Source organism: Niallia sp. Kr1 (assembly GCF_050389805.1).
Lineage (GTDB): Bacteria > Bacillota > Bacilli > Bacillales > Cytobacillaceae > Bacillus_BD.
In genome coordinates this window covers 1,822,671-1,848,031 of sequence record NZ_CP130945.1, presented here as the reverse complement: position 1 = coordinate 1,848,031, position 25,361 = coordinate 1,822,671, and the positions used below count along the sequence as shown (strand labels likewise).

Here is a 25,361-nt window from a genome sequence, read left to right as displayed (position 1 = left end):
ATGTAAATTCCTCCACTCATTTCAACTTATTTAGTATGGTTTCCATTCTTGAATGTAGTTCCCTTACATAAAATGGTTTCGTCACATAATCGTCCACACCTAGCTTTAAAGCTTGTTCGATTTCATGTTTACTTTTTCTCCCCGTAAGCATTAACACTTTATACAGATGGGCGTTTTTTCCTTTTTTAATCTTTTCAAGCACTTCTAATCCATCCATAATTGGCATTACACCATCAAGGATGACGAAATGGTTAACCTCTTCTTTTGCATGGTCGGATTGTAAAAAGGAAGGTCCATCTTCAAAAATCTTAATGTTTAATTGCAAATGCTTCATATTTAAAGAATCAAGTATTTGTGCCAGTAGAGTACGAATAATAAAGTCATCATCAATAACAGAAATATTAACAATGTTCTTTTGATAGGACTGGGACGTTTTTTGTAAACATTCCACTCTTGCTCTTCCAAGACGTTTTGCTTCATATAACGAATTGTCTGCCTCCTTAAACGCTTCTTCCCACGTAATGGAATCATTCTGTACTGTAAATACACCGGCTGAAAAAGTGACGGAGAACGTTTCTTCTTTATGGGTGTATTCAATTTGTGAAAATCCCTGTATTAGTTCACTTAAGCGTTTCTTTGCTTCCTCACTAGTGGTTTTAGGAAAGATAATCACAAATTCTTCACCCCCATACCGGTAAACCATATCCAAACCTCGGATATTCTGCTTTAAATATTGGGCAAAATCTTTAAGTATTCGATCTCCCATAAGATGGCCATATGAATCATTTATTTTTTTAAAAAAGTCAATATCAAGAATACTAATGGAAAAGGCTTGTTTTGTTCGTCTAAAGTCTTGGTAAAACCTTGGCAAACTATCAGCCAAATATTTTCGATTATAAACCTGTGTCAGTTCATCAATTAAAACGGATTCATCAAAAATCTTTTTCCGTTGTAAATGTCGTTCGACCTTTGCAACAAGTTCCTCCATATCAATCGGTTTCGGAAAAAAGTCATCTGCACCCTTTTTATAAGCGTCTATGCGTACTTGCTTGGTATTTTTAATACTGATCATAATCGTTGGGATAAAACGCTTTTCATTATGTTCCTGAATTTCCTGCAGAATGTGAAAGCCATCTTTTTTCGGTAATTCAATATCAAGAATGAGGCAATCCGGCTTCATTTCAAAATACTTTTTCACGGCTATTTCAGGATTTGTATAGGTCATCACCATACAATTCTTTGCTTCTAATACATCTTTAAGAAGCATGAGCAGCGAAACATCATCATCAATGATTTGAATAATCGGTGCACTTGTATAAATGACTGGCTCATCAGGAATGACTATTTCATCAAAGTTTTCGTGCTTATATGTCACTTCAATTAAAGGGAATAGAAACTTTTTTAATTCGATTTCCCCCCATGTTGCTTTACTTTCAGGGTTCAAATGATTTAATAGTTTTTCTGAAATTTGCATCAGATCATGAAGTTGTAGTGTACCTGAAGTTCCCTTAATCGAATGTAAAAATCGGTAAACCTCCTCGGTTGAGATCGTTGTTTCTTCTTTTAAAAAGATCCATTCCGTTAGCTTATTTTTAATATTTTTGAATAAATGATTTTTATATTTATTAAGATCCATTATGTACCTCCTTATTGGAGTTTCTTTTTAGTTAAACTTACGAATATCCGGGTAAAGTTAAAAATGATTTGAGAAAGTAAAATGAACTTGAATAGCTTCAAGTCAAGTCCCTTCTTTTGTAAATAAACTAAGAAAAATCTTCTATATTCGAATCAGATTGTACCCTTCCTTGTTCGAGTTTCATTATTAGTATGTTCATATTCAAGTTCATCTCTATGTACACGTTTAATTGCTAAAAAAGATTCTTTATTCGAAACTTTTGATGCATGATCATGAACTTTATTATCCTATGATAAATATGATTATGGAATCCGCTACTCTTCTTATTAATATATCTCTATCAAGAAATGAGAAGCTTTTCCTATTGCATCTCCTTATACGTTAAAACTCTGTGTAACAAACTTTTATTAGGTACCACAAAACGCATATGATTCAATCAGCACCAAGCACCCATCCCACTCTATATCGTATTCGATAGCTTTTATTTTTGGAAAATGCAAAGGTACCCATCACGAGATAGAGAGAATTACTTTATCAAAGAGATACCTTTACTTAAACAGAATAACGAGAAATTGAAAAAGCACATTCATAGGGTGTTCATGTCTTTTTGTTTCCTAGTTATTTCAATATTTCTTTCCAAAATCGTATCCTTTAGGCATACAACCTTTCGGATTAAAAAAAAATAGATACATTGGATTGTAGTGAAGCCAACTATTTAGGGGGAAGATACGATGAAACTTTACTTGGACCCGGGACATGGTGGTTCGGATTCCCGGAGCCGTTGGAAATGGTCTTAGGGAGAAGGACATTACCTTAGACATTGCGCTCCGTATTCGAAATATTTTACTGGATGAATATGAAAATGTGGAGATAAAAATGAGCCGTTCAAGTGATGTATTCCCAAGTTTAAGTCAACGAACCAATGAAGCGAATAGTTGGAAAGCTGATTTCTTAATCTATTCATTGTAATGCCTTTAATGGTTCAGCTTTAGGGTACGAAGATTATATTTACAGTGGACTCGATGACAGTACAAGAACCGCAAGAATTCAAGATATTGTCCATGAAGAAGTGATGAAAGTGAATGGTCTTCGTTATCGCGGGCAAAAAAAGGGGAATTTTCATGTGTTGCGGGAATCCACTATGCAAGCCCTACTTACCGAAAATGGGTTTATTGATAACAGTGGGGATGCCAGTTTGATGAGTCAACCTTCTTGGAGAGAAAAAGTCGCAAGAGGGTATGTCAACGGGATCGTGAAAGCTTATAACCTTCCGAAAAAGGCAGGAAGTTCTGGTGGTGGCCGTGGTGCTGATGGTGGAGAAACAGGAACCCTATTCCGAGTGATTGCGGGGTCTTTCCAGGATTTAGAAAATGCAGAAGAAAGAGTGGCTCGACTACGTGAAAACCAAATTGATTCCTTTGTGAATGAAGTACAAATTTCAGGTAAGACCTGGTATCGTGTACAATTGGGAGCTTTCTCTACAAGAGAAAATGCTGATGCTAGAGTAAATCAAATTCAAGCATTAGGGATCGATGCTTTTGTGATGACCTCATAATGGGTATGTCGTACACATTCAGCCGTGTGCGGTTTTTTAATATTCATTCTCTATCCCTCTCATTTGTACATTTAGATCTTTGTTTTAGCCGTAAAAAACAAAGATCGCTTTAAAAAATGCTTGGAGTCATGAGGCTCCAAGCATTTTTCTTTGTTCATTTACTTACCAAATTACTTGTTCGTTCTAATACTAATAGATATGTGAAAGATACTGTTCATTTCAAAACTGAACCCGTTATTCCAATGTTAGTAGGATTTTATTAAAAATAATTCCCTATTTAATAGCCCAGTCCAAAATTATATCGATATCGATTTCCTGATTGATCCTGATACGGATAAGCTGGACCCTCATCATACCCTGGTACATCCCCTGCTTCTTTGTTAACAACTTCTTGATTGGCGGGGATGGTGATCGGGAGTCTTCCAACAGGATTGAATTTTCCTCTAATCATGTCAACCACAGCCTCTGCTTTCGTCCCAAACGTTCCGATGACGGCTGCTGCGTTTGGTTCAATCCTGTTAATTAGCCATGGATTGGAAAAATTTATCGCCGTAATCGTTGGGACCGTTTGTTGAATTTTTACAATTCGATCTACTTGTTCAACACCCGTTTCCGGCCCGACCACAACCGTTGGCTTGTTGGCAAACAAATCTTGAAATGGCTGGATCCAAACAAAGGCATGCGTCGCATCCTCTATATTTTCTACGATGGTAATTGAACGATCGTAATTCCTTATTTTTTGCTTTAATTTATTCGTTTCTTGCCCGTTTTCTCCACCTGGGAACCTTTCAACATAGAGTCGAACATCGGCAATGGTTTGATCCTGTATTGGAAGTAGCTTCTGATCATTTCGCATGAGCACCACCGACCTGCGATGCGCATCATCAGCGAGCTTTTGTGATTCTGGATTATTGGCTACCGTTAATGCTTTGTCCCGATCGACATATGGATTTTCAAAAAGTCCTAATTTCATCATTTCTGTGAGGACATAAGTGGCTGAACGGTTGATTTGTTCTTCTTTCACTAAACCCTGTTTTACCGCATTTAAAATCGGTGCTGGATTCGGGACCCCGGAAAAAATATTGGTTCCTGCATTGATGGCTTTTGCAAATCGCTGCTCTACCGGTAAATCCTGTGCTCCCCACGCTCGATCAATCACCGCACTCGTATCTGAATTTACATATCCTAAGAATTTCAACTCATCTCGCAAATATCCGTTAATAAATGGTTCATTTAGTGCAAAAGCAACTTCTTCAAATTGTTGATCTTCACTAAATGGTGGCAATCCTTGTTTGGCGCTTTTGTTACTTGGGTAAGCATAATAAGGCATAATAGACGTTGTTTCTGCATCTATGGCTGCCTTGAAAGGTGGAATGTGATACTTTAACAAGCTGCCAGAGGTTGGATAGATATTATATTGCCCTTCTTTAAAATGAGGGTCCCTTCCCTCAGATCGTGCTCCCCCACCAGGGAAATGTTTTGTGGTTAACGACACACTGTTTTCATTTAAGACATCCCCTTGAAACCCTTTAATCACATTGTAGACCATACCAGATACCAGTTCTGGATGTTCTCCGAATGTTTCTTGATTTCTTGCCCATAAGGGGTCTGTTGCCACATCCGCTGAATATCCGTACATCTTTTGAATTCCTGCAGCCCTCCATTCTTTCGCAGCGATCTCACCAAACCTTTTGACCATCCGCGAATCACGTGAGGCTGCTAACCCTAACGTATCTGGCCAATGAGAAAACTGTCCTGGCTCTTCAATAACAGGAAACATTAAAGGATGATTTCTTGGATTCGAAATAACGACAGCCGGAATGCCTAGTCTTGAAGCCTCAGCTGCTTCTTGTAATTGATTATTATGGTTTGCAATCACATCGGCACTTGGCATTTCTCGATAAATAAAATAACGGGTATGCTGGTCAAGAAATTTGTTGGGTAACACGACCTTGCCATCCTGAATTTTTGGATATTCATTAATGGTCAGGAGCCCCGCCTTTTCTTCTAACGTCATTTGAGACAATACATCCTCTACCCTCTTTTCAGTAGACAACTGCCAATTTTCGTAGGGGTCAAGCTTTCCATTATCATTTAAATCTCTAAACCGTTTTCCTTCAACTTTTAAGATGGCTTTTGTTCTTGTTTCAACTTTTATATTATTTTGTGCCTGTACTTCTAGTCCTTCCACTGGAAATACCAACACAAACGCCATCATACCTAAAACCATATTTCTTATGTACCGGGCAACCATCATCTTCACTCCATTTTTCATTAGTCTTGTTTTCTTCCTTAATATCTCTTTCTTGGGGAAGATTATCCAACTGCTACGGAGGTTTTTATTAATCAAAAATGATTCATTATAAGCTAATTGACAAACATTTGTTATTCCATTAAAGGACTAGAATCTTACGATGTTTGGTTTGAATGATAATCAATAAACAGATTAAATACCTTTATTAAACTTTCGATTTTCAGAGAACTGTTCCTCCCTTAATCCGAAATGAAACATGAGAACTGTCCCCACGTTTTGTCCTGCATCCTTAGGAGTGCTGGGACTGATTAGATTTATATTTTTTTAACAAAGTCATATCGATTCCTTTATTACATATAATTCTTTTGGGATGTGAAAAAGGAGTGGTGATTAATGAATGGACAATGGAACCTTAGTGATCCGTATGTTTATGAAGCTTTAACGAGATTTCAACATAAAACTCTTGCCGTCCAAACGACACGTGGCTCTGTGCGAGGCGTATTACAAAAGATCATGCCCGATCATATCGTTATCCATATGGGGGGATCACCATTCTATATCCGTACAGCGCAAATCATTTGGTTTCATCCGATAAGTAGCGATCAGATAAAGAAGAGAGAATAGGTTAGCTTTATCCAACATAGGATGGCTATCGTTTTTATTTATGGATGGAGGTGCAAAGCGGATGATCAAACGTGTGAATAGAATCGCCATTGAACTCCCTATTCCAGAACATGGAGATATGAATGCTGCTGCAGCTGTTCAGGAATTAATGGGAGGAAAATTCGGTGAAATGTCCACCTTAAACAATTACATGTTCCAATCCTTTAATTTTCGCGAAAAGAAAAAGTTCAAACCCTTTTATGATTTAATTGCGAGTATTACAGCTGAAGAATTTGGTCATGTTGAATTAGTGGCCAATGCGATTAATCTACTATCAGTTGGCAATACAGTCCCTGGTGATCCTGACACCGCCCCACTACAAAACGGAAAGGACGCCCGTTATTCGACTCACTTTACGACTACCGCTCAAACCGCTTATCCAGGAGATGGTATGGGGAGACCTTGGAATGGTTCTTACGTAAATAATAGTGGTACACTCGTTGAAGACCTTCTCGCCAATTATTTATTGGAAATTGGTGCAAGAAACCATAAAATGAGGGTTTACGAAATGACTACACATCCAACCGCCTTAGAAATGATTGGCTACTTACTCGTTAGAGGCGGGACTCATATTATTGCTTATGCAAAAGCAATCGAAGTAGCTACAGGAGTCGATGTAGGTAAAATGCTTCCTGTTCCAAGTTTGGATAATAATAAGTTTGATTATGCCAGAAAATTTATGGATCAAGGATTGTATAATGTATTGTTTACATGGGGAGAGCCGGAATATCGAGACATCAACCAAATTTGGAAAGGACCAAACCCTGAAACGGGCGAACCACTGAGAGTAATTGATGGAATGCCTGAGGGTGCACCTGTACCAGATTTACCAGAAATTCCAGAGCAATTTGCTCCAGGGATTGATCGAGATGATTACCAGCGTATTTTAAAACGTTTAAAAAGCAATATGTAAAAGTCATTACCGGACAAAGGAAAAGGTCACTTGTCTCAAGTGTAAAGTAGAAGTTTTCTTCTTGTATGCAATCATTTTCCGAAGTGTAGTTTTAGACAAAAAAAGAAACGCCAGCATAGTCCTTGCGTTTCTTTTTTAACTAATGATTTTGGCTGTTTTGAGAATTTGATTCAAATCTTACAATAACCAACCAAGATTCTAGTCTGATGTTTTTTGAAACACTAGAACCGTCCCCGTGTTTCTAGTTTCCTATTGCTTTTTGGTAGAATTCTAATCTTTGTTGGGCATTTCCTTTTGTTACGATATCGATTGATGTGTAGATCTCTTTATTTACGTTTTCTCCGTTCGCCACTTTTGCAGAGGTTTCAATACTTAAGTAACCCATATCATACGGTGATTGAGAAACGGTTATCGGTATGACACCTTCCTTAACGAATGGAAGCATTTCCAATACGCCCCCCGTTCCCATAACCGTTACATCGACTCCTTGCTCTTGCACAACTCGTAGAGCGGGGAGCGCAACATAATCAGAAGATGTTACAACCCCTTTAATATCAGGGTACTCCTGAAGAATCGATTTCATCTCCTTCGTTACAACCTCATTTACTTTTTCATTCCCCTCTGGCAAATGATTCGATTCCACAACAATTTCGATTCCAGCAGCTTCCAAACTTTCTCTTGCACCATTTAAGCGATCGACCTCAAAACTCGACTGTCTACCCAGAAGAGCTACTTTTTCTCCTGGCTGAAGTTGAGAAGCCATTAGTATGCCTTCTTTTGCTCCTAATTCAATGTTATCGGTTCCAATATAAGCTGTTTTCTTTTCCCATTTTTCATTTGTCTGGATAAAAAGGACAGGGATATCGACTGTGTAAAACTCCTCTAGCTTCGGAAAAATTTCAGAATGAACCGGGGCTATGACTAGTACGTCAGGCTTTTCTTTTAAAACATCATCTAAAATCTTGATCTGTTCCTGTGCTGTTCCATTTTTAGCAACCACAATCTTGCCATCCATTCCAAAGTCTTTAAACCCTTTTTCTGCACCAGCTTTAACAATATCCCAATATTCTAATTTAGAATCCCATAAAACAACAAAAACTTTTGGCTTGTCCACGATAAATTGTTTATAAATAAAAGTACCCAAAATGACGATACCTAAGGTCAGAACGGTAATAAACAGTTGCTTTTTTTTTCTGGACATTCAACTTCCACCTTCCCTCTCTATTTAAGACCATTTTCACTATTTTTTGTAAACCGAATAGAGAAGGTTGTTCCATGTTGAGAAGTGTCGATATTAATATCGGCTCCATGCCGTTTAGCAATGCTATAACAAATGGCTAACCCCAAGCCTGTACCATTGTCCTTTGTTGTAAAAAACGGCGTGCCCATTTTCTCAAGCACTTCAGGACTAATGCCAGTCCCTGTATCCCTAATGTTTAATATGACAGCATGCTGCTCATCATATGTCTCAATCGTTAATATTCCGCCAGATGTCATCGCATCAAGTCCATTTAAAGCGATATTTAATATCAATTGCCGAATCTCTTTTTCATCGATAAAAATATCGCCACAATGTTGATCCAATTGAAGGATTACCTGTTTACCGGAACGAAGAGCTTCCGCTTGAATTAACGGAAATAAAGCCTCAATAATGGTATTTAATTGATTCATCTCTTTATGGCTGACCTTATTTTTAGCTAAATTGAGAAACTCGGTAATAATCGAATTGGCACGATCCAATTCATCTAACATAAGGTCAATAAACTCATTTGATACTTGACTTCCCTTTGCAATTTGAAGAAATCCATAAACCGTTGTCATGGGATTTCTAATTTCATGTGCAATCCCAGCCGCCATTTCTCCAATTAAATTTAATTGATCGAGCCGGGATATTCCTTTTTCTAGAAGAACCTTTTCCGTAATATCTGTTAATACTAATAGAATACAAGGTTCAGAATCGAGCTCAATAATCTCTGATGATAATAGAGCAGATCGTTTTTCCCCTTTTTTCGTCCAATAGTAAATTTTCATGTTTTGAACTGGTTGATCTAAGCGGATTGGATTCTCCGCCTCCTCTTCCATAAAATGGGCTAAAACCATTCTTTGATTATTTAATTCATGATAAAGGTATCCCGTGAATTGTAACCAGGTTGTATTAACATCCATATAGGTTTCATCTTTTATCGAAATAATCGCCATTAAATTCGGACTAGCATGAAAAATCTTACGAAAACGTTCTTGGGATGCTAATAAGTGATCCGCAATCTTTTTCCGCTCCTTAATTTCTTGTTTCAGCTTTTCATTGGCTGATAGGAACTCGAGTGTTCGCTCTTCCACCATCTCTTCTAAATCACTTAATTGTTTCCTTTTGATTTCCTCTAATTCGATGGAGTACTGCTCCTCGGTGCGGCTGATTTTTTCCTCAAATCTCTGATGGATTTCAACAAATTTTTCTATTTTTTGTTTTAATGTTTCAGGATGAAAGGGTTTAAAAATATAATCAATGGCCCCTACAGCATAACCGCGCTGAACATTTTCACTATCCTGACTGATCGCCGTAATAAAAATGATCGGCGTATGCTTCGTTTTTTCCCGCGCTCGAATCAATTTGGCTGTTTCAAAGCCATTTAACCCCGGCATTTGCACATCTAGCAAGATAACGGCAAATTCTTGTTTGATCAGATATTTCAATGCCTCTTTTCCCGATGTCGCACTGACTAAATGATAATTAGGTGATGAAAGCACAGCCTCTAACGCCAGTAAATTTTCAGGATGATCATCGACCATCAAAATGTTTACATTTTTCGAGGCGCTGTTATAGGACTTTCCGGTATAATTTTCCTGCTGGATCGGTTTCATCATAGTATTTTCCATAAGTAGTAAGTCGAACCCCCTCTCTATTCCCTAAACAAAGAAAACCGGATAAGCTTAGGCTTTCATAAAATAGCTTATGAACATCGTGTTGTAATTTCTGGTTAAAATAAATTAATACATTTCGACAGATGATGATATCAAACTCATTAAATGAGGAATCTGTCACTAAATTATGCTCAGCGAAGACAATATTTTTCTGAAGAAGCGGGTTAAAAACGGCCTCCCCGCCAACCACCTTATAATATTCCGAAAAAGATTTTGTCCCGCCGGCTTCCATATAATTTTTTGTGTACTGCTGCATATTGGCTAAAGAAAACGCACCTTTCTTCGCCCGTTCAATCATTCTTGCATTAATATCGGTGGCAAAGATTCTAGCTTTCTCATAAACTCCCTCTTCCTGCAACAGAATGGCCATCGAATAAACCTCTTCACCACTCGCACAACCTGCATGCCAAATGCGGATCTCGGAGTATTCTTTTACAATGGGTATCACCCTTTTCCGAAATGATTGAAAAAATGAAGGATCACGAAACATTTCGGTTACATTTATAGACAGATCGGAAAATATTTTTTTCACGGTCACCGGGTCACGCAGTACCCTTTCTTGAAGCGCTGAAATGCTTGTTACATTTTCCTTATGAACCCGATGTAAAAGCCTTCTCAGGATAAAAGGCTTCGAGTAATTTCTGAAATCATATCCATAGTAACGATATATAGACTCAAGCAGCAGATCGGCTTCAATTTGTTCAATTTCTTCTTTTTGTATCTGTTCCTGCGTCAATCTATCCATTTTCATCCCTTATCCTCTCTTTTGATACAGCCAAACATTCATGAGTGAGAATAATTGATCAATATTAATCGGCTTACTGATATAATCATTTGCCCCAGCCTCTAAACATTCTTCTCTGCTCTTTTTCATCGCCTTTGCTGTAAGGGCGATGATTGGCAATGACTGATAAATTGGCATTTCTCTAATTCTTTTAATGGCCTCGTATCCGTCCATCTCAGGCATCATAATATCCATCAGGATGATATCGATGTCGGGATTTTGCTGTAGCAGTTCAATCCCTTCATATCCATTTTCCGCTGCGATAATTTCCATCTCAACCTTCTCAAGCGCAATGGTTAACGCATACACATTTCGGATATCATCATCAACAATCAGCACCTTTTTATTTTGTAAGAATGAATTTTCCTGCTCCATGATGCTAGTAGGTTCCTCATTCAGTACATCAAATGAATATTCATCATTTTCAAGACCTGCTGATGCTTCCTCGAAAGACGCTAGCGTTTCGATTTGTTCCTTCGGTGGTTGGACCGGCAAATACAGGGTAAACTTACTGCCTTTTCCTTCAATACTGGATAACTCGATGAAGCCACCTAATAAACTGGCTAATTCACGACTAATCGCTAGCCCTAACCCCGTACCCCCATACTTTCGGCTTGTCGTACCATCAGCTTGTCTAAACACCTCAAAGATGGTTTCCTGCTTTTCTTTCGAGATGCCGATTCCTGTATCCATAACAGAGAAAGCGAGGAATTGATTCGTATTGCCAGACCTTTGCCCCCTTGGAAGCGTTTCTTTTACTTCATGATGAATATCAAGGATGACATGCCCCTTTTCTGTAAATTTAAAGGCATTAGACAAGAAATTATTTAATATTTGGAGCAAACGATGTTGATCATTGTATAAGTTTTGAGAATCGGTATTCAAATGAATTTTAAATTCTAATCCCTTTTGCCTTGCTACAGGTAGAAACTGCATCAGCAATTGTTCCTTAACCTCATCTAGATCCACTTCATTATGAATAATCTCTAATTTCCCAGACTCTACCTTAGCCAAATCTAAAATATCGTTGATTAACAGAAGGAGATCATTTCCGGAAGTATAAATGGTACGAATATATTCCTCTTGCTTTTCTGTCAGATTGCCTTCATTGTTTTCGGAAAGGATCTGCGCTAGGATGAGTAAGCTGTTCAATGGTGTTCTAAGTTCATGAGACATATTCGCTAGAAATTCAGATTTATAGTGAGAGCTCACTTCTAATTGCTGAGCCTTTTCTTCTAGTGCTATCTTCACGCCCTCTAATTCCTTTTTCTTTTGCTCGGATGCCGCGTACTGTTCCTCAAGCTTTTCATTCGTTGTCCTTAATTCTTCCTGCTGCATCTGCAGTTCCTCAGATTGTACTTGAAGTTCCTCTGTTAGGCTTTGTGATTCCTGTAATAACCTTTCTGCTTTCATATGATTTGAAATACTATTAATCGTGATCCCAAGCGTACCAACCACTTCTTTAAGAAGATTCACATGTCCGTCTCGGAAGATGTCAAAGGATGCGATTTCAACGACAGCCAGCGTTTCCCCTTCATAAAGAATTGGAAAAATCATACTGTTTGTGGGTGTGCTTTCCCCTACTCCCGAACGTATTTTCAAATAATCATTTGGCACGTCATTTAAGAGAATCGGCTTCTGCTCAAGCGCACATTGACCGACTAGTCCTTCACCTAGCTGGAAGGTTTCAAATCTGTTGTCATTCCTTGAAAAGGCGTATGCTGCTAATCTTCTTAAAAGCTGTTCTTCTCCTTCGGAACTTTTTATATAAAAAGCCCCATAACTCGCTCCAAGCATTGGAACGATTTTCGAAATAAATACATTAGCCAGCATCTTTAAATCTTTTGCCTCTGGGTACATCTGAACAATTTCTGTAATTTTAGTTTGACGCCAACTTAAGTTTTCCGCTTCTTCTAACAATTTCTTTTCGTGTTGACTATGAATCTCAAGTTCAGCAACCATCTTGTTATAGGCATTCGCAATGGAACCGATCTCATCTTTTATTGAAAGATCAATTCTTGGCAATTGTTCAGCATGGCTTTCACTGACCCCTTCCATTACTGACGTTACATAATGAAGATTCTTTGTCATTCTTCTAATCAATAAAATAATTAAACCCGCACCTGCAGCGATCGTAATCGCAAGATAAATATAAATCGTGGATACCGCTACATTATAGGTCTCTCTAGATGTAAGAAGTTCGTTTTTCATTTCTTGTTCCTGTAATCCAACAAGAAGGTTTGTCACTTGTAGCATTCTTTCCCTTGTGAGATCTAGGTCATCCAAAAACTTCTGTTCAATTTCTACATTCTGGTCAATGGATTTTATGGTGATTCCTTGTTGAATGGCTTCCTTATAGGATTCTAGCAAGATTCGATATTTTTCTAATAGCTCTTTCGATATATCTTGTTTGTCCTTATCCTTTAATAGCTCGATCCTTTGATTGATTTGTAAATTTGAACTTTCCCAATTATTAATGGCTGTTGAATCAATCTCCACTGATGGATTATCAAGCATTTCCTTGCCAACCCTTGTGAATACATCCGTTTCACTCTTAATATCCGTTGAAATTTCGATGCGTTCATATAGATCGTTGACGACTACATGCATATTAACCATAGATTGCTCAAGCATATTCATTAAATAAACAACACTAATTGAAATAAGCAAAATAATAACACCAATGCTCGCATAGAGCTTTGTTTTAAATTTCATTTTACACCCCACAATACATATAATAAGAGACTCCAAATTCTTTTAATTCAATAAATATTTTTTCTATCCAGACATTTTTATGATGAAGGAGAAAATAAACCTATGGTCTCCTTAATAGGTTTTTTCTACTATAATATCACAGGTTACAGAAAATTCACCATAATATTTATTTTAACAAAAATAAATGACGATTTTTGTCAGACTCGAACCGTTCAAATTGCCCGTTGTAAAATAGGAAAATGCTATTCGGTAAATACCCTGATCGTTTTTTCCGAGAGGTCGTTTTCTAATATAAATCCGCTAAACTTTTGATAATAAATTGTAAATAGCTATATCCTCATTACTTCATTTATTTTTATTGCATGATGAATTTGGGTTCCTAGTTCCAACGTTTAACAAGGACGGAGAGACTCCGATTTATTGGCGATTTAGAAGCACTCATTCTTGAAAATATAAGGAGTATCTTGCGTTTACATACATTGATTTCCCTTCAAATAGAAAGGGATTTTTAGAGCAAATGAATATAAAAAGGAAAAATCTAATAGATTCCGTATACATACAAAAACTCCTATTCTCAAAATAGAATAGGAGTTTTGGTTTTAAAAATTAACCGACAAGGACGAATGTGAACCCTCACACAGGTTGCCCGATCTACACCCTTTACAGGGGTGTCTCTTCAGCCATTTGAGTACTTCTCTAAAAATAAATTGGCTCCACAGGAGGATTTCAAACCTACGACCGATCGGTTAACAGACGATGAAAAATAGGGTCAGTCCCCAGCTGCGTTCATGTTTTAGCAGCTTGGGGGACTGACCCTCGTACTCTTAGATGCTTTTCGTTCGCGTTCTACGTATATCATGTTGCTCAATCATGAGATAAGGAACTTCCCCTCTCTCCCACATCACCTAAACAACCTCAAGCGAAAATGAAACCTACTTTACATATTCTGCATTAGTATTCTCTTGTAAACTAGAAACCTTTGTTTTAGAAAATGTAATAAGGGCATTCCAGCTTCCGGATGATTGTCCTTCTGCTAAATATTCAGGATGATCCTCTTCATTGATAATACCTAACAGCATCGCTAAATGGCGACCACCTGACTCTACTTTTGCCATATTTGCATATTGCGGCAGCATGTCAAAGGCAGCCTTATAATTTTTATTCATAACGAAGCCAATAAATTCTTTATCAAGGGCATGTTCCGAAAGGGTTGGCATATTATGTCTGCCCCGAACTAAACGATGGGATAGGGCACCACTTGAAATGAAAACAATCTTCTTATCCGTTTCTTGTAAAACCTTTGCAATGGTCTGCCCCCACCGGTACGTTTCATCCAAATCGGCAGCTAATGTAACGGATAAGTTAACAACCGGAATATCTTCATTTGGAACAAGATACCGTAAAGGAACAACCGTGCCATAATCCCAAACGAAGTGTTCATCCTGGACTTCGATGACCGAAAGACCCGCATCTTTTCCTGCTTGCACGAGCTGAAGTCCTAATTCCTCATCACCTGGATAGGAATATGGAACATCCTTAATGAGCTCTGGTGCTTCTTGTGCTGTCAGAAGCCCTTTATGAACAGGATAACAGTCTACATAATGGGCGAATGTAGTCGGCCAGTGACATGTAACCAATACGATGGCATCTGGCTTTATTTGCGCGATATCTTTAGCAACTTCTTTCATAGCATCAACCATTGGCTTTTGAAATTCAGGTGCTAATTCTTCATGACAAATACTTGGAACATGTGGGGCGAGTATACTTAATTCGATTGTCATTTTCCATTCCTCCTAGTCATTTTTAGAATGTGAATATTTACCTAAAGATCTACCTAATCGTTACCAAACTATTAGATTATTTGGACGGCATCACCTAATAAACGATGAGCTCCTTTATTACTAACCTCTTTTGGTGGCCATACCGATAGATCAAATGGATAATCGGATCCTGCTACGACGCGGTCCTCACCAACCATTTTGATAAGAGAATCAAGACTATTCTGATTCCAGAGGACGGTATCGTACCAAAAACGCTTTAAATATTGGGATGGCGGGGCTTGTAAACTAGAGGACACCTGCTCCCATTGCTCGTAGCCTCTATCTAACCTCCCTATTTGATAAGGAAGGAACCCGCCACCATGGGCAAATAATAGTTTGAGTTCTGGAAAGCGATCAATCATTCCACTTAATAGGATATCTGTCGCACAAACCGTTGTTTCCCACGGGATTCCAATCAGATTAGGCATCATCCTTCTCTTTAACCGAGGATCTTCACTTAATAGAGGATGAATAAAAAGAATCGCCTTTAGTCTATTCGCCTCTTCAAGAAAAGGTTGGAAAAAAGAATCTGAGAGCATATGTTGATATATTCCAGGGCCGATAATGGCACCCTTCAATCCCATACTCATCGCCTCATGTAACACTTGGGCCGCCTTTTCCGGATAGGCGAGTGGAACTGTTCCAACAGCCGACAGTTTATCCGGGTAACGTTTAACTAATTGTGCAAGCGAACGATTGTAGATTCTTGCCATTTCTATACTAATTTCAATTGGAAAATCATACATAAATAACTGTGGGATTGGGGAGATCATCGCATGTGTCACCCCGGCTTTTTCTTGGTTCTCTAAATAAAGCTCAAGATCAATAAAAGCCTTCTTTAATTCAAAGCCCCATTTTTGATTCACAACAAGAAACTCTTCTTTATTTTCGTCTTTTTTTATCCATTCCGCATGAACGGTATGCTTATTTTCCTTCAGCCAGTTCAGTACATCTGCAGGGATAAAATGGGTATGGAAATCATGCATGAAGTCTCTCACTCCTTGAAGTATCTTGTTTCATGAAAAGAAATACATTTAATAATTCAATCTATAAATATCCTTAAAAACAAAGTGCAAATATAAAGTTATTTGGTAATAAGCCTTGCATCTTTCGTTTTTTCCCATTCGATTGGCATTCCCACATAGTTTTCGGCAATCATCGTTAACCCTGCATCCGATGATGTATAGTAATCTAAATCAGCCAGTTGAATTCCCCGTTCGAATGAATCATAGGCTGGATTTGCGTGAAGCAGCTTTGTCATCAAGGAAGAGAAGCGTTCTGCTTTCCAGATACGACGAAGACAAATTTCCGAATAACGCTCAAGAATATCCTTATTTCCTGTTTGATAAAACTCCACGATCCCCCGCGCCATGACTTTGACGTCTGTCGCAGCCAAGTTAAGCCCTTTAGCACCTGTAGGCGGCACGGTATGTGCAGCATCACCTGCAATAAACAGACGGCCATATTGCATCGTTTCACATATGAAGCTGCGCATCCGGATAATTCCTTTTGAATTAATCGGTCCATCCGGAATTTGCCATCCATCATCGGTCTTCGTTCTTTCATTAAGTTCTGTCCAGATCCGATCGTCAGACCAATTGGCAATATCGTCATTTGCATCTACTTGCAAATAGTGGCGTTGAAGAATCGGAGTACGTGTACTTAATAAAGCAAATCCCCTATCATGGTTCGCATACACAAGCTCATCTGCTGCTGGAGCAGAATCAGACAGAATCCCTAACCAGCCATCCTTATATACATGCAGATGTTCTTTTCTAAGCTTTTCCGGGATCGCCTGACGGCTTGGTCCATGATACCCGTCACAGCCTGCAATAAAGTCACATACGATTTCTTCGTCCATCCCGTTTTTACGGTATCTTATTTTCGGTTGATCCGTTTCGATGTCATGTAACGTAACGTCCTCTACATCAAAGATGATGTCTTTCCCACTCGCTTGGCGTGCATTGACTAGGTCAATAATGACTTCATGTTGCGGGTAGACAACTACTTGCTTTCCACCAGAATATTTCTTCAAATCAATTCGACGTCTCTCCCCATTGAATTGAAAGTAATTTCCATCATGAAAATGACCTTCTTGATCCATGCGGTTGCCAACATCCAATTCTCTTAGAATATCAATCGTTGTTTGTTCTAAAATCCCGGCCTTTACCGTTCCTTCGATATTATCCTTTGATTTACGCTCTAATATAATAGAATCAATGCCTTGTAAATGAAGGTATTGTGCAAGTATAAGTCCAGCCGGACCAGCCCCAATAATTCCTACTTGTGTTTTCATTTTTACATCCCCTTTTTAAAGAACTTTATTATCTTATGAATATATAGTAAAATAGAAATATTCAGATTTTAACCATCAGGTTCCTATATACGGGACAGTCGCTATTTTTGAGGTGATTTTTAAGGTGTTAACGAATAAAAAAACTTCTGTCCTCCAATCGGTTCAGAGAGGACTAACGATTTTGCATCTATTTACAAAAGAAAGACCTATTTGGGGAATTACCGAAATAGCAAAGACACTAAAATTATCTAAAAGCACAGTGGGTCGTTTAGTCGCTGACTTAGTGGCTGAAGGTTTTTTACAAAAGGAACAAAATAAATATAAACTAGGGTTTTCATTTCTTACGATTAGTGGGGTCATCACCTCTCATTTAGAAATCCATCGAGAATCTAAAGATATTCTTAAGAAATTAGTAGATCATTTAAATGAATCGGCTCATATTTCCATTTTAGAAGGAAAGGAAATTACGTACGTCCATAAAATAGAGTGCAACACTCCTGTACAGCTATTATCCGCGATCGGAAAAACAAACCCTCCATCTTGTACAAGTTCCGGAAAAGTATTGTTAGCCTTTCAAAAAGAAAATGTGGTGAATAGTATGATTAACCTAGGTCTTCCCCAACTTGGACCCAATAGCGTGACAAATCCTGAAGAATTTAAAGATCAATTATCAAAAATCCAAGAACAAGGTTATGCCGTATGCATAGATGAATTACATGAAAATAGTGTAAGCATTGCTGCTCCAGTTAGAGATTATACAGGTGAGGTTGTAGCAGCTGTTAGCGTTGTTGGGACAAAAGAACGGATTCAATGTCAAAGAATTAGCCTGTTTACAGAAGCTGTTATAAAAGCGGCTAATGACATTTCCTCCCAATTGGGCTATATTCCTGCCATTTTTGAAAAGGGGGTATGATAAAATGGATCCATTTTCAATGAATAAGAGCAATTACTCGTCATTTAGAAATGCTCTTCGTATTCTTAATTTATTTTCAATGGATCAACCTGAGTTACAACTAAAGGATATTATGAAGGAATTAGGAGTGGGAAAAAGTACGGCCTTTCGATTAGTCCACAGTTTAACAGAGGAAGGATTTATAATCAGAGATTCTTCATCCAAATCCTATCGTCTTGCCGCATCTTTGTTGGCTAAGGGGCAAACCATCATTCATACAGAAGACTTATGCCACTTATCACTAGATGTATTAGAAAATCTAGCAGAGAAGACCCATGAAGCAGCACATATTAGTATTTTAAAAGACTTTCGCGTTCTATACTTACTCAAAGTAGATAGTGCCTATCCTGTGCATCTCTTATCCCATGCAGGAAGACAATCTCCTCTTCATTGTACTAGTAGCGGACAAGTATTGTTAGCCTTTCAATCAGATACGATGATTAGGCAAGTGATCGAAAAAGGATTAACTGCTTTTACAGCGAACACCATAACCAATTCGAGCAAACTAGAAAAGGTATTAGAGTACATTCGGATAAAAGGATTTGCTGTATGTAAAGAGGAACACCGGAAAGGAATAACATCAATTGCGGGCCCTGTTAAAAATACACAGAATGAAGTGATTGCTTCTGTTAGTATCGCGGGACCGATTAGTAGGATAAACGACAGAACCATTTCAAACTTAACGAGAGAAGTTCAACAAGCTGCAGATGAGATTTCGAGAAGATTACGAGAAAGTTCTTCATCAAAAGAAAAACACTTGTAGATCTCTCTGGAAATCATGTTCATACTCCAAAACTCAACTCCCAGAGGAACTATAAGTGTTTTACACCATTATTGATGGTTCAAAATGTATAGGTAACAAAAAGAAATTGCTAAATAAAGGTTTAACCAGCAAAAAGTAAAGTGAAAAATCCTGAGAGCATAATAACGATTGTAGAAATTTTTAAAAAGAGTTCTTGTTTAATCAGCTTATCAATTTTCACACCTATAATGCTTCCTAATACTAATGAAACGCAAAGCCACAGCGAGTATTGAATTACTTCTATATTGATCAGCCCGATCATTGTATAGTTAAAAAAGGTGAGGACTGCTACGACAAAGCCTAATAATGCGATGTTGGCACGGAATACATTCTTTTTGGCCTTTTGATTCGTCATGTATAGGGCAATCGGAAGTCCCATCATTCCAATACTTCCATTTAACAAACCACTTATAGAACCAACCGTAACAAGTGCGGCTTTTTCATTCTTTACTCTAAAGCTTTTCCCTTTCCAAAGACAAATACCAAATGATAACACAAGGAATCCAGTGACTACCTTTAAGTAAAGCTCATTGATCATCACTAATGAATAAGTTCCTAATGGGGTTAAAACAATGATGAAAATCAACAGCACTTTAACCTCTTTAAAGTCGATATAAGATCTTTCACGGAAATAGATATAAAAATTAATATAGATCCCTAAAATCCCTACAATAGGCACAACCATTTGCAGCGAAACAAATAAGGATAGAAAAGGAATGGCGACCACAGCAAAGCCAAACCCTGTAATGCCTTGGATAAAAGCAGCAAAAAAAATAACAATAGAACCAATCATAAGAACCGATATTTCCACATTAATCCCTCTTTAAAAACTGAATATTTTCATTCAATTATGATTAGAGTCGCATTCCTCTTTTTAATGCTTTAAAAATATCGTACTAGTGAACAAAGCCTATTTTAATTGATTGGAGACCAATTAAAATAGGCTTTTAGCATTTTAGGATCCTAAATTTATTATGTGATGTTCATTTTTCTAGAAGAACGCTGCTTCGCATATTATTTACTAACTGTTCAAGTTCCTCCTCTTGTCTCTCACCATTCAAGACTCCTTTTGTCAAACTTAATAAGTTTTTTAGAAACTGAACGTATACATCATTTTCTTCTTGAAATAATTCGTCCCATTTTTGTTCTAGTTCTTTGTGATACAAAGATAAATCTTGGTCATTTGATTGACGATCTTCCATTAAATCAATTAATCTATGAAGGTCTTGAGACCACTCTTCAAAATTGAACATATGATTTCACCCCATAAGGATTCATCTATTGGCGATAAAGCCAATAGATGAATCAATTGATTAAATTCTTTAGATTATTGGTAGCGGACTAATTCTTTTCGCTCCTAATAATTCTAAGTCTCTTCCCATAATCTTAATTGTATTTTCTAATCTGATGTTTTGTAATTCTAAAATTCTGCGTCGTTTCTCTGCTGAACCACAATATTTAATCATAATATCTCTACCTACGGCAATATGTCTCGGTTCATCAGCCACAACAGACTTTTCAATATCTGCTAATAACTCATCTGGCAATAAAATATAAGTCATGCTTTCTTCTGGTGTTAGTGTTCCATAGCCAAATAGATACGGAAGAATCACTTCACCTGTTAATTGTAAATTCACCGCGATTTCCGCAACATCATCATATTCATTCGTTAATTGGAACTGTCTGATGACTTCTGAACTTACCTCGTAATCTTGAAGTCTTGGGCTGCCTCCATAATACTTACACCATTTTCCCCATGTTCTTTGATGCTGTACTTCGTCAATAATTTGCTGTGCTAGACGAATACGGATACCCAAATCTTCTGTATTTTTCTCCAGCATCACAATTTGTTTGGACGGTGGATGAACGCCATTATAAAACTCACGCCATGCCAATCTTGCACAGAATTCAACGAGATTTACTCTACGCGTCTCTTCATCTAGTGAAACTCTCTCCCAATTTTCCTTATGGAAAAAGTTCTCAGCAAACATTTCGGACTTTTTCATCATTCTTTCCGTAAACTCTTCAGGACTCCACTCCATTAATTCCTTATCAGAAAGCTCTTGGTATTTTGGTAATTGAATAGCAACTGTCATTTAAAACCTCTCCTCTCAAATGATAGATATCTATATTTATTATCAAATTCGCCTTGGCGTATTTGCGCCCAGATTTTATCGAGCTTGCGAAGGTATTCTTTCCCCTGAAAATCTGTGGCATCCGCCGCCGGAGGCTTTAATTTCATTCATCCAGGGTTTGAACCCGGCTGAATGGTTATAAAACCTTGCATTCATCTCACCACTTATAAAAGTGGCAGACTTTTCGGCTGAATGTAGTTAAAAATTACTTTAAGACATGACGTTTTACTTCAACTTGGTCTAAATCTTCTGGGACTACAATTTCCCCTGTAAAGTATTGGGCTGTTTCACGATAAGCCTTTTCAGGATCTGCTTCAGGTAAGAAGTGAGACAGAACGACCTTTTTCACATTCGCTTCTGTGGCAATCTCTCCTACTTGCTTAGTGGAACAATGTTCCTTTTGTAATTCATCCCAGATTTTTTCTAATGCCGGACTGAATTTTCCGACAGTTAAACAAGCGTCGATTACGAGTAAATCAGCATCTTGTGCAAGCTTATTGATTCCATCATGTGGGGCTGTATCTCCAGAAAAAACAATCACTTGACCATCCACCTCAACTCGATACCCATAGGTAGGTACATTATGAACCATTGGCTCAACCGTTAGGTTTAATGAAAGTGGATTTTCTACTGGACCCGCCTGCTCGAGTTCAATGATTTGTACATCACGTATCCCCGCTTCTGATCTTCCTAGTGAACAGCGGTAATCAATATCTTCTTGATATAAATCGAGGATTTTCTCATGAAATGCCTTCGTCCCTTTCGGACCAATAATCGTTAATTCCGATCGACCACGGCCCCATCCCCCGATTAAAAACTGACCATAACCAAAAGTGTGATCAGAATGGAGATGTGTAAACCATAACTGTTTGATTGATTCTGGAGGGATGTCTGCTTTTAGCAATTGTTGAGTGGTTCCCTCACCACAGTCAATGAGAATGGTTTCATTACCGATTGTTAATGTCTGTGCCGGTCCTGATCTCTTCACATCTGGACGCGGGCTTCCTGTTCCTAACATAGTTACTGTTATGTTTTCCATCATAAACACTCCCTACATGAACTTTTTATCATACAAACATTGGATATTGACGCTTTTCCTTTTGAACAGACACCCATTTGACCGTTGTAAATTTATCAATAATCCATTGCCCTCCAAATCGACCAATTCCGGAGTCTTTTTCACCGCCAAATGGCATGGATGGTTCACTATTAACCGTTTGGTCATTGATATGAACCATTCCTGTTTGCAATTGTTTGGCAACTCCCAGCGCTCTATCCATGGATGAGCTAAATACAGAAGCGGTTAATCCATAACGTGTATCATTCGCTACAGAAATGGCTTCCTCTTCGCTATCTACTGGAATCACGAGAGCCACAGGACCAAAGATTTCCTCTTGAGCAATCCCCATCATATTATCGACATCCGTTAAGATGAACGGACTCAGTACATTTCCTTCAACTTTTCCTTCTAGGTAGACGGTTGCCCCCGATTGCTTACCTTTATTAACAAGGCCTAATACTTCATGAACTTGTTTCTCATCAATTAAGGGGCCAATGATCGTGTCATCTTGTCTCGGATCCCCAACCTTTAAAGCGCTTACCTTTTCCTTCAACTTTTCAATAAAAGCAGGATAGATGGTTCGGCTTACAATCATCCTGTTAATCGCCATGCAAATTTGACCTTGATGCAGAAACTTTCCAAAAGCAGCTGACTCAACTGCTTGCTCTAAATCGGCATCTTCCAAGACAATAAAGGCATTGTTTCCACCTAACTCAAGCGAAGCTTCCTTTAAGTTTTGTCCCGCTAAAGCTCCAATTCTTTTTCCTACTTCGGTTGAACCGGTGAAAGAAATGACTCGTGGAATAGGATGTTCGACCACTGCATCCCCTACTTCTGAACCGGCACCAATAATGACACTCATCAACCCTTTTGGTATTCCTGCGTCCTCAAATAACTTAGCAATAAAACTACCACCAGAAATAGGAGTGTTAGAAGCCGGCTTTATTACAACTCCATTTCCCGTTGCTAATGCCGGAGCAATCGAACGCATCGATAAAGATAATGGAAAATTCCATGATGTTATTACATTAACAACTCCAACTGGTTCCCGGTAGATTCGATTCTCTTTTCCAGGAATAGCAGAAGGCATCATCCTTTCATCCATTTCATACGGATACGTTGCCGCTTCCCTGATTAAGGCGATTGAAGAGTTTACTTCGATCGTAGCTTTGACCTTCGTTGAACCGGTTTCATTTCTTAACAGCTCAATCGCTTCTTCTCTCCGCTCCTGTAATAATGAAGCCGCATTTTCGATTATTCGGGCACGCTGATCCGGAGAAAGTCCGATCCACTCCTTTTGAACGCGAGCAGCCGTTTCATAGGCCTCATTGACATCTTCGCGATTTGCTAGTTTATGAGATACGAGCACTTCTTCTGTGTATGGATTTTTATTATCTACATACTTTTCACTTGATCCCTCTCGCCACACACCGCCAATCGGCATCGTATTCCATTGCGAATAATTCATGCACAACCCTCTCCCTCTAGACACTCACTTTATTGTCGGTTTATTAATGCAGTACAACGGTTGGTTCTGTTGTTACTTCCTCTTCCTTCTGTTTATGTGGTGGTCTCAAAAAGAAGAAGGTGATAATCACACCAGATAAAAGAACGATTGATGTGAGATAAAAAGCATTATTAAAGCTTTGCGTGGCTTCCACAATATATCCTGTAATGACAGGCGCAATAATACCTGGCAATGTCTGAAATACTTGTAACACACCGCCTTGTGCACCTGCTTGACCTGGCAGCGTTTCAGCAAGTACTGGACCAACCACGCCTCCTGCGCTCGCCATCGCCATGCTAGCAATTGTAAGAACCAAAATAGCTAATGTTGCCGACTCAATCGTGACGGTGAAAAACATCGCGATCGTTGATACTGCGAATGAACCTGCACACCAATAAGCTCTGGCGATTTTCCTGCTTCCCGTTCTTTCAAGAAGATAGTCCGCAATTCTTCCACCTAGCATAATCCCTACCGCTGCTCCAAGCCATGGAAACATGAGAGCGATTCCCATTGAATTCAAGTCAAACCCACGCTGGATGTTTAAATAACCAGGTAACCATGTCATGAGAAAGAATAAAGCATAGCCAAAGCAGAAGGCAGCCCACCAGTTCGCAATGATTACTTTCCGAACCCCTTTTGGAATGCTTAGCAATTCCTTGACAGACTTCTTCTCTCCACTTGATTTAGCGGATGCTGTGACTTGATTCTGTTGTTGCTGTTCGAGGATCCACTTCTTCTCACTCTCACTTATATACTTGTTATTGTCAGGACGATCCGTAAATAGTTTTTTCCATCCAATGACCCAAAAGAATCCTAATGCTCCCATGATGTAAAATGGCATTCTCCAACCAAATTGTGCAATCATCCAACCAAGAATCGGTGCTGCAATCGCAGGTCCTAAAAACACACCACCGAAAGCATAACCATAAGCCCTTGAATATTCTTTCGGGCTGACCCAGTTCGAAATGACTTTAATTCCATTTGATTGGGTAGGCCCTTCTCCTACTCCAAAGAACACACGTGCAATAAAGAAGCTAATGAGACTCCATGCTCCCGCTGTAGCAACCGTGAAAAACGACCAGACAACTACACCCCAGGTATAGATTTTTTTCGGACCAAATTTATCTGATCCAACTCCAGCGATAAAGGAGAAAGGAACAAGCCCCCAAAAGAAAGCACTTAATACCCATCCCCATTGCGATGCTGAAAATCCGAACTCTTCCATAATGGGCTCTGTGGCAAGTGAAATGACAACCCGATCCACAAAATTGATGATCATGAGGATGGAAAGAAATAAGATAATAAACCACCGGAATTTGTTTTTGAACATGGACACTCTCCCAATAAAAT

Annotated in this window: 20 protein-coding genes and 1 pseudogene; 6 read left to right on the top strand and 15 right to left on the bottom strand. The window is 38.5% G+C overall.

Features of this window, described 5'->3' with window-relative positions:
* Positions 1-16: 16 nt before the first annotated feature.
* Entirely contained in the window at positions 17-1,636 is a 1,620-nt protein-coding gene (locus Q5760_RS09150; RefSeq protein ID WP_428911877.1) for a diguanylate cyclase, read from the bottom strand.
* Positions 1,637-2,392: 756 nt separating this feature from the next.
* Between Q5760_RS09150 and Q5760_RS09145 the strand changes: the two are divergent.
* Both Q5760_RS09145 and Q5760_RS09140 read left to right on the top strand, forming a co-directional pair.
* A pseudogene (locus Q5760_RS09145) lies at positions 2,393-2,831 on the top strand (N-acetylmuramoyl-L-alanine amidase family protein); the annotation flags it as partial.
* Between the two features lie 3 nt (positions 2,832-2,834).
* Positions 2,835-3,191 carry an SPOR domain-containing protein gene (locus Q5760_RS09140; protein ID WP_428912537.1) on the top strand — a complete coding sequence of 119 codons (357 nt, stop codon included), beginning with the start codon at positions 2,835-2,837 and terminating at the stop codon, positions 3,189-3,191.
* A 277-nt stretch (positions 3,192-3,468) separates the two neighbouring features.
* Here the strand turns inward: Q5760_RS09140 and Q5760_RS09135 are convergent, their stop codons facing one another.
* Positions 3,469-5,466: a glycoside hydrolase family 3 N-terminal domain-containing protein gene (locus Q5760_RS09135; RefSeq protein ID WP_428911876.1), complete on the bottom strand. Its 1,998-nt coding sequence runs from the start codon at positions 5,464-5,466 to the stop codon at positions 3,469-3,471.
* A 372-nt stretch (positions 5,467-5,838) separates the two neighbouring features.
* Here Q5760_RS09135 and Q5760_RS09130 point away from each other — a divergent pair, with 372 nt between their 5' ends.
* Positions 5,839-6,069 (top strand): YuzF family protein, encoded by a 231-nt coding sequence (locus tag Q5760_RS09130; RefSeq protein WP_428911875.1) that lies wholly within the window; start codon positions 5,839-5,841, stop codon positions 6,067-6,069.
* Between the two features lie 61 nt (positions 6,070-6,130).
* Positions 6,131-7,021, top strand: a complete 891-nt coding sequence (locus tag Q5760_RS09125; RefSeq protein ID WP_428911874.1) for a manganese catalase family protein — start codon at positions 6,131-6,133, stop codon at positions 7,019-7,021.
* 241 nt (positions 7,022-7,262) lie between these two features.
* Here the strand turns inward: Q5760_RS09125 and Q5760_RS09120 are convergent, their stop codons facing one another.
* The 7 genes from Q5760_RS09120 to Q5760_RS09090 all read right to left on the bottom strand — a co-directional run bounded on the left by Q5760_RS09120 (position 7,263) and on the right by Q5760_RS09090 (position 17,555).
* Entirely contained in the window at positions 7,263-8,222 is a 960-nt protein-coding gene (locus Q5760_RS09120) for a sugar ABC transporter substrate-binding protein (RefSeq protein WP_428911873.1), read from the bottom strand.
* Positions 8,223-8,242: 20 nt separating this feature from the next.
* Complete coding sequence (locus tag Q5760_RS09115; protein WP_428911872.1) at positions 8,243-9,895, bottom strand: response regulator; 1,653 nt, start codon at positions 9,893-9,895, stop codon at positions 8,243-8,245.
* Complete coding sequence (locus Q5760_RS09110; RefSeq protein ID WP_428911871.1) at positions 9,837-10,691, bottom strand: CheR family methyltransferase; 855 nt, start codon at positions 10,689-10,691, stop codon at positions 9,837-9,839. The genes Q5760_RS09115 and Q5760_RS09110 overlap by 59 nt, the downstream gene beginning before the upstream one ends.
* Positions 10,692-10,694: 3 nt before the next feature.
* On the bottom strand, positions 10,695-13,439 hold the full coding sequence (locus Q5760_RS09105) for a response regulator (protein WP_428911870.1): 2,745 nt from the start codon (positions 13,437-13,439) through the stop codon (positions 10,695-10,697).
* Between the two features lie 932 nt (positions 13,440-14,371).
* On the bottom strand, positions 14,372-15,220 hold the full coding sequence (locus Q5760_RS09100) for an extradiol ring-cleavage dioxygenase (RefSeq protein WP_428911869.1): 849 nt from the start codon (positions 15,218-15,220) through the stop codon (positions 14,372-14,374).
* Positions 15,221-15,291: 71 nt separating this feature from the next.
* A complete protein-coding gene (locus Q5760_RS09095) occupies positions 15,292-16,245 on the bottom strand; it encodes an amidohydrolase family protein (protein ID WP_428911868.1) in 954 nt (317 codons plus the stop codon).
* Between the two features lie 98 nt (positions 16,246-16,343).
* Positions 16,344-17,555, bottom strand: a complete 1,212-nt coding sequence (locus Q5760_RS09090) for a 4-hydroxybenzoate 3-monooxygenase (RefSeq protein WP_428911867.1) — start codon at positions 17,553-17,555, stop codon at positions 16,344-16,346.
* A gap of 124 nt (positions 17,556-17,679) precedes the next feature.
* Between Q5760_RS09090 and Q5760_RS09085 the strand changes: the two genes are divergently transcribed.
* Both Q5760_RS09085 and Q5760_RS09080 read left to right on the top strand, forming a co-directional pair.
* A complete protein-coding gene (locus Q5760_RS09085) occupies positions 17,680-18,468 on the top strand; it encodes an IclR family transcriptional regulator (protein ID WP_428911866.1) in 789 nt (262 codons plus the stop codon).
* Positions 18,469-18,472: 4 nt separating this feature from the next.
* Positions 18,473-19,270, top strand: a complete 798-nt coding sequence (locus Q5760_RS09080; RefSeq protein WP_428911865.1) for an IclR family transcriptional regulator — start codon at positions 18,473-18,475, stop codon at positions 19,268-19,270.
* Positions 19,271-19,391: 121 nt separating this feature from the next.
* Here the strand turns inward: Q5760_RS09080 and Q5760_RS09075 are convergent, their stop codons facing one another.
* From Q5760_RS09075 to Q5760_RS09050, 6 genes are all read right to left on the bottom strand, one after another.
* A complete protein-coding gene (locus tag Q5760_RS09075) occupies positions 19,392-20,120 on the bottom strand; it encodes a sulfite exporter TauE/SafE family protein (RefSeq protein ID WP_428911864.1) in 729 nt (242 codons plus the stop codon).
* A gap of 172 nt (positions 20,121-20,292) precedes the next feature.
* Complete coding sequence (locus tag Q5760_RS09070) at positions 20,293-20,562, bottom strand: hypothetical protein (protein WP_428911863.1); 270 nt, start codon at positions 20,560-20,562, stop codon at positions 20,293-20,295.
* A 69-nt stretch (positions 20,563-20,631) separates the two neighbouring features.
* Complete coding sequence (locus Q5760_RS09065; protein ID WP_428911862.1) at positions 20,632-21,405, bottom strand: hypothetical protein; 774 nt, start codon at positions 21,403-21,405, stop codon at positions 20,632-20,634.
* 244 nt (positions 21,406-21,649) lie between these two features.
* Positions 21,650-22,483, bottom strand: coding sequence for an MBL fold metallo-hydrolase (locus tag Q5760_RS09060; protein ID WP_428911861.1), 834 nt, complete (start codon positions 22,481-22,483; stop codon positions 21,650-21,652).
* Between the two features lie 28 nt (positions 22,484-22,511).
* Complete coding sequence (locus Q5760_RS09055) at positions 22,512-23,972, bottom strand: aldehyde dehydrogenase family protein (RefSeq protein WP_428911860.1); 1,461 nt, start codon at positions 23,970-23,972, stop codon at positions 22,512-22,514.
* A gap of 43 nt (positions 23,973-24,015) precedes the next feature.
* Entirely contained in the window at positions 24,016-25,341 is a 1,326-nt protein-coding gene (locus Q5760_RS09050; protein ID WP_428911859.1) for an MFS transporter, read from the bottom strand.
* Between the last annotated feature and the right edge of the window lie 20 nt (positions 25,342-25,361).

Coding starts and splice junctions, on each gene's coding strand:
- Q5760_RS09130 (WP_428911875.1), top strand. CDS start 5,839: ATGAATGGACAATGGAACCTTAGTGATCCGTATGTTTATGAAGCTTTA.
- Q5760_RS09095 (WP_428911868.1), bottom strand. CDS start 16,245: ATGCATGATTTCCATACCCATTTTATCCCTGCAGATGTACTGAACTGG.
- Q5760_RS09060 (WP_428911861.1), bottom strand. CDS start 22,483: ATGGAAAACATAACAGTAACTATGTTAGGAACAGGAAGCCCGCGTCCA.
- Q5760_RS09050 (WP_428911859.1), bottom strand. CDS start 25,341: ATGTTCAAAAACAAATTCCGGTGGTTTATTATCTTATTTCTTTCCATC.
- Q5760_RS09110 (WP_428911871.1), bottom strand. CDS start 10,691: ATGAAAATGGATAGATTGACGCAGGAACAGATACAAAAAGAAGAAATT.
- Q5760_RS09120 (WP_428911873.1), bottom strand. CDS start 8,222: ATGTCCAGAAAAAAAAAGCAACTGTTTATTACCGTTCTGACCTTAGGT.
- Q5760_RS09105 (WP_428911870.1), bottom strand. CDS start 13,439: ATGAAATTTAAAACAAAGCTCTATGCGAGCATTGGTGTTATTATTTTG.
- Q5760_RS09070 (WP_428911863.1), bottom strand. CDS start 20,562: ATGTTCAATTTTGAAGAGTGGTCTCAAGACCTTCATAGATTAATTGAT.
- Q5760_RS09135 (WP_428911876.1), bottom strand. CDS start 5,466: ATGAAAAATGGAGTGAAGATGATGGTTGCCCGGTACATAAGAAATATG.
- Q5760_RS09125 (WP_428911874.1), top strand. CDS start 6,131: ATGATCAAACGTGTGAATAGAATCGCCATTGAACTCCCTATTCCAGAA.
- Q5760_RS09065 (WP_428911862.1), bottom strand. CDS start 21,405: ATGACAGTTGCTATTCAATTACCAAAATACCAAGAGCTTTCTGATAAG.
- Q5760_RS09150 (WP_428911877.1), bottom strand. CDS start 1,636: ATGGATCTTAATAAATATAAAAATCATTTATTCAAAAATATTAAAAAT.
- Q5760_RS09115 (WP_428911872.1), bottom strand. CDS start 9,895: ATGGAAAATACTATGATGAAACCGATCCAGCAGGAAAATTATACCGGA.
- Q5760_RS09055 (WP_428911860.1), bottom strand. CDS start 23,972: ATGAATTATTCGCAATGGAATACGATGCCGATTGGCGGTGTGTGGCGA.
- Q5760_RS09080 (WP_428911865.1), top strand. CDS start 18,473: ATGGATCCATTTTCAATGAATAAGAGCAATTACTCGTCATTTAGAAAT.
- Q5760_RS09140 (WP_428912537.1), top strand. CDS start 2,835: ATGAGTCAACCTTCTTGGAGAGAAAAAGTCGCAAGAGGGTATGTCAAC.
- Q5760_RS09100 (WP_428911869.1), bottom strand. CDS start 15,220: ATGACAATCGAATTAAGTATACTCGCCCCACATGTTCCAAGTATTTGT.
- Q5760_RS09090 (WP_428911867.1), bottom strand. CDS start 17,555: ATGAAAACACAAGTAGGAATTATTGGGGCTGGTCCGGCTGGACTTATA.